The 13431-nt window shown below is 69.7% G+C and carries 11 protein-coding genes; 7 read left to right on the top strand and 4 right to left on the bottom strand.

From position 1 onward, the window contains the following. The first annotated feature begins 56 nt into the window (after positions 1 to 56). From B7K23_RS03560 to B7K23_RS03545, 4 genes are all read left to right on the top strand, one after another. Positions 57 to 1013 carry a carbohydrate ABC transporter permease gene (locus B7K23_RS03560; protein ID WP_084126113.1) on the top strand — a complete coding sequence of 319 codons (957 nt, stop codon included), beginning with the start codon at positions 57 to 59 and terminating at the stop codon, positions 1011 to 1013. Continuing rightward, positions 1006 to 1824 carry a carbohydrate ABC transporter permease gene (locus tag B7K23_RS03555; protein WP_234996407.1) on the top strand — a complete coding sequence of 273 codons (819 nt, stop codon included), beginning with the start codon at positions 1006 to 1008 and terminating at the stop codon, positions 1822 to 1824. Before B7K23_RS03560 ends, B7K23_RS03555 begins: the two co-directional genes overlap by 8 nt. Beyond that, positions 1821 to 4841, top strand: a complete 3021-nt coding sequence (locus B7K23_RS03550) for a glycoside hydrolase family 2 TIM barrel-domain containing protein (RefSeq protein WP_084125026.1) — start codon at positions 1821 to 1823, stop codon at positions 4839 to 4841. The genes B7K23_RS03555 and B7K23_RS03550 overlap by 4 nt, the downstream gene beginning before the upstream one ends. A gap of 189 nt (positions 4842 to 5030) precedes the next feature. Then, positions 5031 to 5675, top strand: coding sequence for a redoxin domain-containing protein (locus B7K23_RS03545; protein WP_159451299.1), 645 nt, complete (start codon positions 5031 to 5033; stop codon positions 5673 to 5675). Positions 5676 to 6024: 349 nt separating this feature from the next. Here B7K23_RS03545 and B7K23_RS03540 read toward each other — a convergent pair whose 3' ends face one another. The 4 genes from B7K23_RS03540 to B7K23_RS03525 all read right to left on the bottom strand — a co-directional run bounded on the left by B7K23_RS03540 (position 6025) and on the right by B7K23_RS03525 (position 9781). Beyond that, positions 6025 to 7059: a cytochrome c biogenesis CcdA family protein gene (locus tag B7K23_RS03540; protein WP_159451298.1), complete on the bottom strand. Its 1035-nt coding sequence runs from the start codon at positions 7057 to 7059 to the stop codon at positions 6025 to 6027. A gap of 123 nt (positions 7060 to 7182) precedes the next feature. Beyond that, on the bottom strand, positions 7183 to 7752 hold the full coding sequence (locus B7K23_RS03535) for a hypothetical protein (protein WP_143338064.1): 570 nt from the start codon (positions 7750 to 7752) through the stop codon (positions 7183 to 7185). A 26-nt stretch (positions 7753 to 7778) separates the two neighbouring features. After that, positions 7779 to 8714, bottom strand: a complete 936-nt coding sequence (locus tag B7K23_RS03530) for a DMT family transporter (RefSeq protein ID WP_234996406.1) — start codon at positions 8712 to 8714, stop codon at positions 7779 to 7781. Between the two features lie 89 nt (positions 8715 to 8803). Continuing rightward, complete coding sequence (locus tag B7K23_RS03525; protein WP_143338063.1) at positions 8804 to 9781, bottom strand: zinc-binding dehydrogenase; 978 nt, start codon at positions 9779 to 9781, stop codon at positions 8804 to 8806. Between the two features lie 133 nt (positions 9782 to 9914). On the opposite strand from B7K23_RS03525, the gene B7K23_RS03520 reads away from it, so the two are divergent. The 3 genes from B7K23_RS03520 (at position 9915) to B7K23_RS03510 (ending at position 13351) form a co-directional block, all read left to right on the top strand. After that, entirely contained in the window at positions 9915 to 11630 is a 1716-nt protein-coding gene (locus B7K23_RS03520) for a SulP family inorganic anion transporter (protein WP_084125022.1), read from the top strand. 69 nt (positions 11631 to 11699) lie between these two features. Further along, positions 11700 to 12254: a sigma-70 family RNA polymerase sigma factor gene (locus tag B7K23_RS03515; protein ID WP_234996405.1), complete on the top strand. Its 555-nt coding sequence runs from the start codon at positions 11700 to 11702 to the stop codon at positions 12252 to 12254. Further along, complete coding sequence (locus B7K23_RS03510; protein ID WP_084125020.1) at positions 12251 to 13351, top strand: hypothetical protein; 1101 nt, start codon at positions 12251 to 12253, stop codon at positions 13349 to 13351. Before B7K23_RS03515 ends, B7K23_RS03510 begins: the two co-directional genes overlap by 4 nt. Positions 13352 to 13431 lie beyond the last annotated feature (80 nt).

Raw genomic sequence — 13431 nt, 5'->3', positions numbered from 1 at the left:
GGAGGGGGCCGGCTGTCCGGCCCCCTCCCGTACCGACAAGGGAGAGATCTGTGTCGATGATGACCCCGGTGGTTGCCCCGGACCGCCCTGAGAAGAAGTCGAAGTCCAAGAAGCGCGTCGAGAAGCGCAAGCTCTCGCCCGCTGCCCGCCGCAGGAGCCTCACGGGTTGGATGTTCCTGCTGCCAGCCGCGGTGCTCATCGGCGTGATGATGTTCTGGCCGATGTTCCAGGCGCTCATCCTGTCGTTCAAGACCGGACGCGGCTCCGCGCTCGACTTCGCCGACCCGCTGTACTTCAACTACAGCCGCATGCTTGAGGACGAGATCTTCAAGCTCACCATGCAGAACACGCTGCTCTACCTGGCCATCCAGGTGCCGATCATGCTGGTCACGGCCCTGGTCCTCGCGAACATCCTCAACAACCCGAGGCTCAAGTTCAAGGGATTCTGGAGGACTGCGATCTTCCTGCCCGCCGCGATCTCGCTCGTGTCGTACTCGCTCGTGTTCCGCACGATCTTCTCGAACGACGGTCTTGTGAACGACTGGCTGCTCGCGCTTGGCTTCATCGACTCCCCGGTGAACTGGCTGGGCGACCCGACCACGGCACGGATGGTCATCATCCTGGGCCTGCTGTGGCGGTGGACCGGCTACAACATGATCTTCTACCTCGCGGGTCTCCAGAACATCGACCCGACCACGATCGAGGCGGCCAAGATGGATGGAGCCGGCACGATTAGGACCTTCTTCTCCGTCACGGTGCCCCAGCTCAAGCCCATGATCCTGCTCACGGTGATCATGTCCACCAACGGCACCCTGCAGCTCTTCGATGAGTCCTTCAACCTGACCAGGGGCGGACCCGCGAACACGTCGATGACGATGTCTCACTACCTGTACGAGGTGTCGTTCGTGAACAACCCCAACTTCGGCTACGGCGCGGCGCTGTCCTACGTGATCCTCATCATGGTCGCGATCCTCGCTGCCATCCAGATGAAGGTCGGTGACAAGCGTGACTAAGGCGAAGGTGGCGCTCCGCGAGACGCCCAAGTACGTCTTCCTGACGATCGTGGCCCTGCTGTCGATCGGTCCGCTGTACTTCATGGTGGTGTCGGCGACGAACACGAGCCAGGATGTGCTCGCCTCGACCATGCTCCCCGGGACCAACCTGATCGAGAACTGGAAGGCGCTGGTCGAGTTCCAGGACGTGGGCGCTGCGATGTACCACTCGACGGTCAACGCGGTCCTCACGACGGTGCTCGCGCTCGTGGTGAGCTCGATCGCCGGCTACGGCTTCGAGGTCTATCACTCGCCGAACAAGGACCGCCTCATGTGGGTCCTCATGCTCGCGATGATGATCCCCTTCGCGGCCACGATGATCCCGCTGTTCCAGCTGTTCGCTGACTTCGGCATGGTGAACTCCGCGTGGGCCGTCGTGCTCCCGGTGATCGCGACCCCCCTGCTCATCCTGCTGTTCAGACAGTCGGCGCGCAGCTTCCCCCACGAGATCATCGAGGCGGCGCGCATCGACGGGCTGGGCGAGCTGAGGATCTTCGTGACGATGTTCATCCCGACCATGAAGCCCACGTACGCGGCGGCTGCGGTCATCACCTTCATGGCGGCGTGGAACAACTTCCTGTGGCCCAAGGTGATCCTGGTCAACAGCGATTACCAGACCATGCCCATGCTCATCTCGAACTTCACGGGCGGCTACGTGATCGACTATGGAGCGCTCATGCTCGCGGTGCTCATCGCCTCGCTGCCGACGATCGTGATCTTCTTCGTCCTTCAGCGGTCCTTCGTGGCCGGATTCACAGGAGTGGTCAAGTGACCTTCGACATCTCCCGGATCACCGATCCGGAGTACGTGTCCGAGCACCGCCTCGCGGCGCACTCGGATCATCACTGGTACGCCACGGCGGACGAGGCAGCGACGGGCGAGAGCTCGTTCACGCAGTGCCTCAACGGGCTGTGGAAGTTCCATCACGCCAAGAACCCGTCGATGACGCTCGCGGGGTTCCAGAGCCCCGAAGCGGATGTCGACGGGTGGGACGACATCCCCGTGCCCGCGCACGTGCAGATGCACGGATACGACCGACCGCAGTACGCCAACGTGCAGTACCCGTGGGACGGTCTCGAGGACCTCGAGCCTGGCCAGGTGCCGAAGGACTGGAATCCCGTAGCGAGCTACGTGAAGGACTTCACGCTCGACTCGCCGCTCGCGCAGGGAGAGAACCTCTCCGTCACCTTCCACGGCGCGGAGAGCGGCATCGCGGTCTGGCTCAACGGCGCGTACGTCGGCTGGGCGACGGACACCTTCACGCCGTCCGAGTTCGATCTGACGCCGCATGTGCGCGACGGCGTGAACCGGCTCGCCGCGCAGGTGTTCCGGTGGACCGCCGCATCGTGGCTCGAGGACCAGGACTTCTACCGCTTTCACGGCCTCTTCCGCGATGTGGTCCTGAACCGTCGCCCCGCGGTCCACGCGGAGGATGTCAAGGTGTCGACCGAGCTCGCCGAGGACTTCTTGAGCGCGGAGATCACCGTCGACGTCGCGCTGGTCGGCGAGGGCAGCGTGCGCGCGACGCTCGTGGGCGTCGGACCGATGGACGATGCGGGTCAGGGGCGCCTCGTCGCGCACGTGGACTCTCCTCGCCTGTGGAGCGGCGAGGACCCGCACCGCTACGAGGTGCTCATCGAGGTGCTCGACGGCGATGGCGAGGTGGCCGAGGTGGTGCCACAGCTCATCGGGCTGCGCCGGGTCGAGATCGCCGACGCGATCATCCGGGTCAACGGCAAGCGCATCGTCTTCCACGGCACCAACCGCCACGAGTTCGGAGCGCGCGGGCGCGCGATGACCGCCGCCGAGATCGAGGAGGACATCCGGATCATCAAGCGGGCCGGCATCAATGCGGTCCGCACGAGCCACTACCCGAACCAGTCGGTCTTCTACGAGCTGTGCGACCGCTACGGCCTGTACGTGATCGATGAGATGAACCTCGAGACCCACGCGATGTGGGACAAGGTCGTGGCGGGCGAGCTCACGGTCGAGCAGGCGCTTCCCGGCGACCGCGACGAGTGGCGCGCCGCGCTGCTCGATCGCGCCACGAGCATGCTCGAGCGGGACAAGAACCACCCAAGCGTGATCATCTGGTCGCTCGGCAACGAGTCGTACGGCGGCTCGGTGCTGCGCGACCTCAGCGACTGGTTCCGGTCGACGGACCCCACGAGGCCCGTCCACTACGAGGGCGTGCACTGGGATCCCCGATACCCGGAGACCACCGACATCACGAGCCAGATGTACACGCCCGCGGCGACCATCGAGGCGCACCTGAAGGAGCACCGCGACAAGCCGTTCCTGCTATGCGAGTACGCCCACTCGATGGGCAACTCGTTCGGCGCCGTCGACAAGTACCTCGACCTCGCGGACAGGGAGCCCCTGTTCCAGGGCGGCTTCATCTGGGACTTCGTGGACCAGACCCTGCCGCTGACCGACAGGTACGACGTGCCGTTCAAGGGCTATGGAGGCGACTGCCTCGAGGCGCCGCACGACGCCGAGTTCAGCGCCAACGGCATCGTGTTCTCGGACCGCACGCCGACCCCGGCGTATCAGGAGGTGCGCTACCTCTACCAGCCGTTCCGGACGCGCATCTCCGAGGGGACGATCGAGATCGACAACAGGCGGCTCTTCACCGACCTGAGCGACCTCGACGTCGTCGTGACCCTCACGCGCGTGGGCAAGGTGCTGCGCGAGGTCGTGCTCGACGTCGACGTCCCGGCGGGCGAGCAGCGCACCTACCCGGTGCCGTTCGTCGTCCCCGAGCGCGCCGGCGAGTACACGATCGACGTGTCGTACCGCCTCAAGGCGGCGACGGACTGGGCGCCCGCGGGCTATGAGGTCGGCTGGGAGCAGGAGGTGGTGACGGTCGAACCGACGGCCGCCCCCGCATCGTCCCCGGCGCCCGCCCCTCGGGTCGTCGAGAGCACTCACAACATCGGGGTCCATGGCTCGCACTTCTCGATCACGTTCTCGCGGCTCTACGGGTACCTCGTGTCCTACCGCTACGGGCGGACCATTGACGGGGGCCGCGAGCTGCTGCGCGACGTGCCGTATCCGAGCTTCTGGCATGCGCCCACCTCCAATGAGCGCGGCTGGGGCATGCCGTTCCGCGACGGCCAGTGGGAGCTCGCGAGCCGCAACCGCAAGTCGCGCAAGGGCTTCGAGAAGCCCAAGGTCGTCCGGCACGAGTCGGCCGTCGAGGTGCAGTTCGGCTACGAGCTGCCGACCGTGCCACCGAGCGAGGTCGACCTGTCCTACACGGTCGACGGGGACGGGCATGTGTCCGTGACGACGACGGTGCGGCCGGGCGAGGGCCTGCCGGACGTGCCGGAGTTCGGCGTGCTCATGACCGTCGATGCGGACCTGCGTCGTCTCACCTGGTACGGCGAGGGGCCCGCGGAGAGCTATGTCGATCGCAGGGGCGGCGCGCGGCTCGGCATCTACAGCGCCGACGTGCGCGACCAGCTCACGCCGTACATGCGTCCCCAGGAGTCGGGCAACCACACCGGCGTGCGGTGGGCAGAGGTGCTCGACGCCAAGGGATTCGGCGTGAGGCTCGACTGCCCGACGGGCATGGAGCTGTCGGCGCTGCCGTGGACGCCGTTCGAGGTGCAGAACGCGCGTCATCCGAACGAGCTGCCGCCGATCCACCGGACGATTCTGCGTCCCGCGCTCATGCGACGCGGCGCGGCAGGCGACGACTCATGGGGCGCCATGACGCACCCCGAGTACCGGGTGCCCGAGGGTGAGCTCACGTTCACCTTCGGCTTCCAGGGGGTGCTGCGGTAGCCACGTATCGACGTTGCGACGATGCGTGCGTATGACGCGCACCTTCACAGGGGCCGGGACGGCGACCGCCGTCCCGGCCCCTGTGCGTGTCCGCCTGGCCTCCGCGCGCGGAAGCCAGGCGGCGGCGGGTCTTCGGATTCGCGCGACAAGGCCACCCATCCGCTCGCGCGTCGGCTCCGAACTGCACGCATGAAGACTCTGCGCGCCCTCCCTGTCCCCGTCCTCGGTGCCGCCCTGCTCGCGCTCGCGGCCTGTGCCCCCGCCACCACGGAGGCCGGGTCCTCCGAGGAGACGGCGATGGAATCCTCCTCCGGCAGTCACGACTCCATGGACTCGGAGGACTCCATGGAGTCGGACGATGCAGATGACGCGATGTCCGACGAGACCGGCGAGGCCATGGCGTCCGGCGAGGACGTCGAGGTGCCCGAGCAGCTCCGGTTCACGGCGACGACCCTCGCCGACGGAGAGGAGTTCGACGGTGCGAGCCTCGCGGGTCAGGACACCCTGATCTGGGTGTGGGCGTCGTGGTGCCCCACGTGCCAGGCCGAGGCGCCCGCGGTCGCGGACGCGGCCCCGCGCCTGCCCGAGGGCGTGGCGCTGTACGGCCTGCCGGGCAAGTCGGCTCTCGTGGACGCGGAGGAGTTCGTCGAGACGTACGAGCTCGGGGCATTCCCGCACCTGTTCGACGAGGACGGGTCGCTGTGGGCCAACTTCGGGGTCTCGTACCAGCCCGCGCTCGTCATGATCGACGACGACGGCAGCGTCGAGGTGCTCGCCGGTGCGACCGACGCCGACGGCATCGTCGCCGCCGCGGAGAAGCTCGCGGCGTCGTAGCCATCCCGCCGCCACGCCCGCCTTGCCCCAGGGGTGAGGCGGGCGTCGCTGTGTTGCCCGGCGCCGGGCGCTCGCTGACACGGCACCACCTCAAGGATCGGTGGGTCTCGACGGACATGCCGTGCCGAGAGGCCGCGTGGTGTCAGCAGATGTCCGCGTGGCCGGCGAGGATCCTCACGCGGCGCACGTCGAAGCCGCCGAGGATGCCGGTCGCGTCGGACCAGTCCGCCGATGGGGCCGCCGAGTCAGCGTGGGCAGCCAAGTGGGGCCGGGCTGCCGAGTCATACCTGGCGGCCGAGTCCGGCCAGGCGGTCGTGCCCCAACCCGGGCGGTATCTCGGGGGACGTGGTCAGCGCTGCGGGCGGCTCACGGCGTCGCGGATCGCAGCGAGCGTGGACGGGTCAGCGGTGCGCGCGGACTCCGACGGTCCGGCGTTCGCGGGGCCGGTGGAGCCGCCGGTTCCCGCGGCGGTCGTGACGGCCTCGGCGTCGTCAGGCATCCCGGATGCGGCGGCGCTCGCGCGCTCCTGACGGCGGGCCGCCACGAGCACCGCGACGACCACGACGGCGACGGTGCCGACGAGAGCGAGAAGCGTGGCGGTTCCCCAGGAGGTGATCCATGCCGACACGGTCGACTGCCAGCTCGCGGTCGTGAGCAGCACCGGGTCCAGCGTGCGGATGCCGTAGTGCGGGAGCACCTCGGCCAGCCCGAACACCAAAACGTATGCTCCTGCGGCGACCATGAGCACGCCGCCGGCGCGCATGAGCAGCGGGGTGCGCGAGCGGAGCGCCGCGGCCGCGGAGGATCCGGCGAGTGCCGCGATCATCGACAGTGTGAGGACGCTCGCGCCCATGCCGATGCCGTACGCCACGAAGGGGGCCATCGCCGCGAGCGGGCCCGGCGCCGCGAGCGACTGCGTGACCACGCCGAGGAACAGCCCGATCGTGCAGCTGAGCGACGCGACGGCGAAGGCCGCGCCGTAGGCGAGCTGCGATGCGAACGTGCGACCCGGCGCGGAGCCCCGCATCGAGAGCCCCGGTCCGCGCAGCTCGCCGCGCCACGCGAGCACGAAGCCGAGCACGATGAGGCCCGCACCGAGCACCACGGTGACGTAGGAGACGTAGGGGAGGATCGATCCCTGCAGCCCCGCGTTGACGGCTCCGAAGAGCAGGCCGAAGGCCGTGAACACCCCGGTGAAGGCGAGGGTCATCGCGGACCCGAAGCCGATCGCGCGCCGCAGCGCGACGGCACGGCCGATCCGTTCGTCCGCGGTGCCGGTGACGATCACCGTGAGGTAGGCGGGCAGCAGCGCGAAGCCGCAGGGGTTGAACGCCGCGACCGCGCCGAGCAGCAGTGCGTAGGCGGTGGCCGTGGGGTCGATCACCTGAGGTTCCTCACCTTCCGAACGGTATTCGCTGGTCCGGTGAGGGTTCGGAGCCGGGACCACGGCGGATCGGTCCGGCGCGCCGGCTCCGGAAGATCCGAGGCAGGTGGTGGGCGCCCCGCGTCAGAAGGTGTCGGGGATGTCGCTCTCCGTGACGGGCTCGCCCTCGAGGCCCCTCTCGACGGCCTTGCGGGTGAGGAACGACGCGCACACGCCCTTGCCGTAGAGCTTGCGGATGTCGCGCGCCTGCGCGGCGATCTCAGGGTCCGCGAGAAGCGTGTCGACGAGCGAGTCGGTGCGGCCGAGCAGCGTCCCCGCGGTGCCCTCCTCGTCGGCCGCGATCGCATCCCCGGAGCCCTCGGCGCTCGCCGGCTGCAGCGCGGCGAGCGCCTCGGTCAGCGCGGCGGTCTGCTGGTCCAGCCTCCACAGGGTGTCGCCGTGCTGCAGCTCGCGCTGGTCCACGACGACCTTGAACGCCAGGAAGACGAGCAGCATCGGGAGCGCGGAGACCGCGGCCGCGACGGCTCCGATGACCCCGCCCAGGAAGTCCCACGACGCGTACATGCCGTTCTCGTCCGTCATGACGTGGATTCCCGCGCCGCCGATGAGGAACCCGGCGACGATCCCGACGACGTAGAGGAACAGGTAGGTGGTGTAGATGTTCGCCATCTGGGTGAGGTGCTTGCCGGTCATGAGCTGAATGTAGCACTCGGTGTCGGTCACGCTTCGGCGGGTGTGGACAAGCGTCGCGGCCTGAGGTTCGCGAGCGTGACGCCGCCGATCACCGCGACGCCGCCGAGCAGCTCGGCGTAGGTCCAGGGGTGGCCTGCGGCGATCGTGAAGGCCGTCGTGAACACGGTGATGAGGTTGAGGAACACCCCGGCGCTGCCCGCGGGCAGCGCCGTCAGGGCCCGGTTCCACAGCGGGTACGACAGCACGGACGGGAACACCGCGATGAAGAGCAGCGCCCACCACCCGGTGCCCGTCGACGGCAGCGAGGGCCCACCGGTGAGGAGCACGAGCGGGGCGAGGCCGATGACAGCGATCAGCGCCTGCAGCGACGTCGAGGCGATCGGCGGGATGGGCGGAGCCAGCCGACCGAGGATCGTGTAGGCCGTCCAGGCGGTGATCGCGCCGATCATGAGCAGCTGCCCCGTGCCGAAGCCGTTCGTCAGCACGAGCCAGGGCGCGCCGTCGGTGAGCACCACGAGCACGCCGACGAGCGCGACGAGCACTCCGCCGACGGAGCGGCGCGTGAGCGGCTGGTGGAGCAGGACCGCGGCCGCCAGCACGATCAGTGCCGGGTTGAACGCGTTGATGAGGCCTGCGTCGAATGCGCCGATGAACTGAAGCGCGCTGTACAGGAGCAGGTTGTAGCCCGCGAGGCCGGTCGCGCACAGCGCGACCAGCCACGGCCATGAACGGATCGCGGCGCGCCAGTCGGGCCGCTCCGTCGCGTGTGCGAGCAGCAGCAGCGGGACCACGGCGATCGACCAGCGCAGCAGCACGAGCGAAAGTGGGTCCACGTCGTGGACGACCTCGGCGCCGACGATGTAGTTGCCGGCCCAGAACAGCGTCGCGCCGAGCAGGGAGAGGATCGCGACGATGCGACCGCGCCGGGACGATGCGGTGGTGGCGGGCGCGCTCGTGGTCACCCGAGCGAGCCTAGCCCCGGGCCGGTGGCTCAGATGCGACGAGGCGCCCGCCCCGAGAAGGGGCGGGCGCCTCGTCGGCCGGATGCGCGCTACGGCTTGAGAAGGATCTTGCCCTCGCGCCCCGGCGTGAAGTTGGCGGCCGCGGCCTCGCGGACCTCGTCGAAGGACATGATCGCCTCGACCGGGAGCCTCAACGTACCGTCGCCGAGCCGGGAGAACAGCTCGCCCATGAGACGGCGGCGGTCCTCGGCGGGCATCGTCGCGCTGACCTTGGAGCCCCAGAACCCCCTGACGGTGGCCTGCTTGAAGATCACGTCGCCCGAGGAGATGCTCATGGTGGGGGAGGCCATGGCCCCGAACGACACGAGCGTGCCGCCCTCGCCGAGCATCGACAGCACCTCGCCCGAGGCCTCGCCGCCGACGGAGTCGACGCCCGCCTTGATGGGGGCGTCGCCCGCGATCGCACGGACCTGGTCCTTCCAGTCCTCGGCATCGGTCGCGACCACGCGCTCGATCCCGGCGGCGGCCAGCTCGGCCACCCCCTCGGCGCGACGGACGAGCCCGATCACGTGGATGCCGCGCGCGGGCGCGAGCTGCGCGACCAGGCGACCGACGGCGCCGTTCGCGGCGTTCTGGATCAGCCAGTCGCCCTCGGACAGGCCGAGGGACTCGAGCAGGCTGATCGCGGAGAACGGCATCGCGACGAGCTGCGCGGCGACCTCGTCGGGCACCCCCTCGGGGACGGGCAGGAGGGCCGCGGCCTTGGCGGTGAAGTACTCGGTCCATACGCCGAAGGTGCCGCCCGTCGCGACGCGCTGGCCGACGGTCAGGCCCTCAACACCCTCGCCGAGCGCGTCGACGATGCCGACCGCCTCGGTGCCGGCCCTCGCGGGCAGCTCGGGCTTGAAGCCGTACGTGCCGCGGATGGTCCACAGATCGTGATTGTGGATGGGGGACAGGAGGAGGCGGACGCGGACCTCGCCCGGGCCGGGCTCGGGCATCTCGGTCTCGGTGACGGAGAGGACGTGTGAAGGATCGCCGAACTCGGCGTGCATGACAGTGCGCATGGTGAGCGTCAACGGATGCGCGAGGAGCGGCATTCCGTGTCGCGGTCCCGTCTCGCCTAGGGCGGAATCCCTCCTGCCCGCCCGTCACCCGCATCGTCCTGACACGCGGAAGGATGGGAGGAGGAGGTCTCCGATGGCGGCGACTGGGATCGCGCGATGGGTGCCGGGCGTGCGCATCGTCCGGGAGTACGAGCGCGCGTGGCTGTGGCCCGACGTGCGCGCGGGCCTCGTGGTGACCGCGTTGATGATCCCCGCGGGCATGGGCTACGCGACCGTCGCCGGCCTCCCGCCGGTCGCGGGGCTGTACGCGTCGATCGTCCCGCTGCTCGCGTACGCCGTGTTCGGCCCGAGCCGGATCCTCATCCTCGCGCCCGACTCGGCGCTCGCCCCCGTGATCGCCGCGGCGATCCTGCCGCTCGCGCTCGGCGACGGCGATAGGGCGATCGCGCTCGCCGGTGCCCTCGCGGTGCTCGTGGGCCTATTCATGCTCGCGGCCGCCGCCTTCCGACTCGGCTTCGTCACGGATCTGCTCTCCAAGCCCGTGCGCGTCGGATATCTCAATGCGATCGCCCTCATCGTCATCGTGTCGCAGCTCCCCAAGCTCCTCGGCTTCTCCACCGACGCGGACGGGCCGTGGTCCGGTGCGCTCGCGACCTGGGACGGCGTCGCGACAGGAGACGTCGTGCCGGTCGCTGCTGTCATCGGCGTCGGCTCGCTCGCCGTGATCCTGATCCTGCGGCGCTTGAGATCACCTGTTCCGGGGGTCATGGTCGCGGTGGTCGCCTCGATGCTCGCGCTGTGGATCGCGGGGCTCGCGGACGACCTTCCCGTCGTGGGCGGCCTGCCCCAGGGCCTTCCCGCACCCGCGCTCGCGGGCCTCACCTGGGGGGACATCGGCGAGCTCGTCGCGCCCGCGGCCGGCATCGCGCTCGTCGCGTTCACCGACAGCGCGGTGCTGTCCCGCACCCTCGCCGCGCGCCGCGGCGAGACCGTGAGCGGCACCGCCGAGCTGGGCGGTATCGGCGCGGCCAATGTCGCGACGGGACTGCTTGGCGGCTTTCCGGTGTCGGCCTCCTCGTCGCGCACCCCGGTCGCCCAGGCGGCCGGCTCGCGCACGCAGCTCACCGGCGTCGTGTCGGCCGCGTGCGTGCTGCTGTTCATGCTCGCGCTTCCCGACCTCACCCGGTACCTGCCGCAGGCGGCGCTCGCCGCCGTGGTCATCGCGGCCGCGCTGACCCTGATCGACGCTCCGGCGGTGGCCTCGCTGTGGCGGATGAACAGGGTCGATGCGGCGCTGTCCGTGATCGCGATGCTCGGCGTGCTCGTGTTCGGGGTCCTCGAGGGCATCGTCGTCGCGATCGTGCTGTCGCTGCTGACCTTCGTGAACCGGTCGTGGCGCCCGTATCGCGCGCAGCTCGGGCGGATCCCTGGGCGGCGCGGCTATCACGACCTGTCCCGTCACACGAAGCATGGCGAGGCGATCCCCGGGGTGGTGATCCTGCGTTTCGACGCGCCGCTGTTCTTCGCGAACGGCTCGATCTTCGACGACTGGGCGAGGGCCACCGTCGACGCGGCAGGACCCGACGTCCACACGGTGATCCTCGCCGCCGAGCCGATCACGAGCATCGACACCACCGCATTCGATGAGCTGCTCGAGCTCGACGACTACCTCGGCGCCCGCGGCATCCGCCTCGTGTTCGCGGAGGTGAAGGGGCCGGTCAAGGACGTGCTGCGCCGGTACGGGACCGCGGAGCGGTTCACCTCGGACCGGTTCCTGCCGACTGTCGGCGCCGCGGTCGATGAGGCCACGGGCACGTGGCGAGGGGACCTCGGTGGCGGGACCGGATGAGTACCTGCCCGACCCCAACGTTCTGGCCTAGGGTTGCGTTGTTGCTGGCATGAGCGGGGGAAATGGCCGGTGAACGACTGGCGGGGGATGCTCGACGCCGTGGTGCGCGAGCGAGGACGCGCGCTGTTCGGCTACGCGTACGTCCTCACGGGCGATCGCGACGCCGCGGAGGACCTGCTCCAGGACGCCCTCGTGCGTGCGTTCCGGAGCGGCCGACGATGCTCATCCGTCGATGCGGCGCACGCGTATGCGAAGCGCGCGATCACGACCGCGTTCATCGACGCGGCGAGACGTGCGTCGTCCCGGCCCGTCAGCGCAGGTGATCTCACAGACTGGGTGAGCCGCGCACCGCTCGCCCCCGACCACGGGTCGCGTGTCGATGCCGTGCTGGACCTCCAGTCCGCGCTGCTCATCCTCGCACCCAGGGAGCGCGCGTGCGTGGTGCTGAGGTACATGGACGACATGACGGTCGCGGGAGTCGCGGACACGCTCGGCCTCGCACAGGGCACGGTGAAGCGATACCTGTCCGACGCGGTCGCCACGTTGAGACGGACGATGCCGGGGCTTGAGTTCGGTGACGGGGACACGGTCCCCGTCGTGACCAGGGACGGAGGCGTGCGATGAGCTCCGCGAGAGAAGCGTTCAGCGACCTGCACGACGTTGCAGGCCGCGTGTTCGACACGACCGACCTGCGCGCGAATCCCGGACCGGTCGAGGTGCGGGTCGCGCGATACAGGGCCGGACGCACGGTGCTCCTCTCGGTGGGTGGGCTCGCGGTCGTGGGTGCACTGCTGTTCGGGACGACGCTGCGGCCCGCGCCTGCCGAGGTGGGGCCGGCGACGGAGGCGACTCCGTCGACCGCGGCTTCGCACGGCCCCGCGGTCATGGAGGGATCGGGTGCCGATGCGGCGGCTTGCCGGCCCGCGACGGTGATCGCGGGCAAGGCCGCAGGAGGCGTCGGTGGCGTCGAGGGCTACTGGAACTCGACGCCGGTGCGCGCGTGTGAGGACTGGGATCAGGTGATTCTCAGCCACCCCGAGACCGCCACGATCAACACGACCGACGGCACGATGATCGAGGCGTCCTACCGCACCAGCATGGCGGCGCTCGGGGACTACGCCGACCTGGGCCCTGACTTTGTCGTGCCCGACCCGGACCCGGAGTGGCCCGCGAAGAGCGTCATCGTGATCGACGTGGCGACCGGAGAGATCCTCTACGAGAGGCTGCTCGCGGATTTCCCGCAGTTCGACGACGCGGTGGAGGGTACCGGCGTCGACCCTGCGGCCGCGCAACTCGAGGACCCTGACTTCTACAAGGTCGAGGAGCCGTACCCCGCGGGCGCGACCGAGCCGACCCTCGCGGACCTGTGGCCGCGGGTGGACGGTGCGACCCTGCTGTGGGAGAACGACACGGTCGCGCGCTACTTGTCCGACGAGGCGCAGCCGGGTGAGTTCAGCGTCGTCAAGGGGAATGCGGCGGTCTACGCGGCCATGGACTGGCAGTGCGCGTGGTTGCGCGAGTACCTGTGGGGCGCGCAGGCGGACGACGCTCAGCGGGTCTCCGAAGCGCAGGACGCGCTCGAGGGGTTCAGCGCGTTGCGCGCGATCGCGACCTACAACCCCGAGCTCGGGGAGGCGAAGGACGAGCAGCTGCTCGAGCCGCTCAGAGAGGGAGACATCGACGCCCTCGCGCGGGTCGTCGAGCGCGACTGCAACGGCTAGCGCCCTGGCATCGCACCAGTGCCGCTGGCGGTGCGGATCGCGGCACTCATGCGACGCCAGCGCGTCGACCGCCGCAGCAA

The organism is Demequina sp. NBRC 110054 (assembly GCF_002090115.1).
Taxonomy (GTDB): domain Bacteria; phylum Actinomycetota; class Actinomycetes; order Actinomycetales; family Demequinaceae; genus Demequina.
The sequence above is the reverse complement of the archived record's forward strand: the minus strand, read 5'-3'. Positions and strand labels throughout refer to the sequence as shown.

Excerpts from the sequence above, each read along its gene's own strand:
- B7K23_RS03560 (WP_084126113.1), top strand. The coding sequence starts at position 57 with ATGATGACCCCGGTGGTTGCCCCGGACCGCCCTGAGAAGAAGTCGAAG.
- B7K23_RS03545 (WP_159451299.1), top strand. The coding sequence starts at position 5,031 with ATGAAGACTCTGCGCGCCCTCCCTGTCCCCGTCCTCGGTGCCGCCCTG.
- B7K23_RS03535 (WP_143338064.1), bottom strand. The coding sequence starts at position 7,752 with ATGACCGGCAAGCACCTCACCCAGATGGCGAACATCTACACCACCTAC.
- B7K23_RS03525 (WP_143338063.1), bottom strand. The coding sequence starts at position 9,781 with ATGCGCACTGTCATGCACGCCGAGTTCGGCGATCCTTCACACGTCCTC.
- B7K23_RS03520 (WP_084125022.1), top strand. The coding sequence starts at position 9,915 with ATGGCGGCGACTGGGATCGCGCGATGGGTGCCGGGCGTGCGCATCGTC.
- B7K23_RS03510 (WP_084125020.1), top strand. The coding sequence starts at position 12,251 with ATGAGCTCCGCGAGAGAAGCGTTCAGCGACCTGCACGACGTTGCAGGC.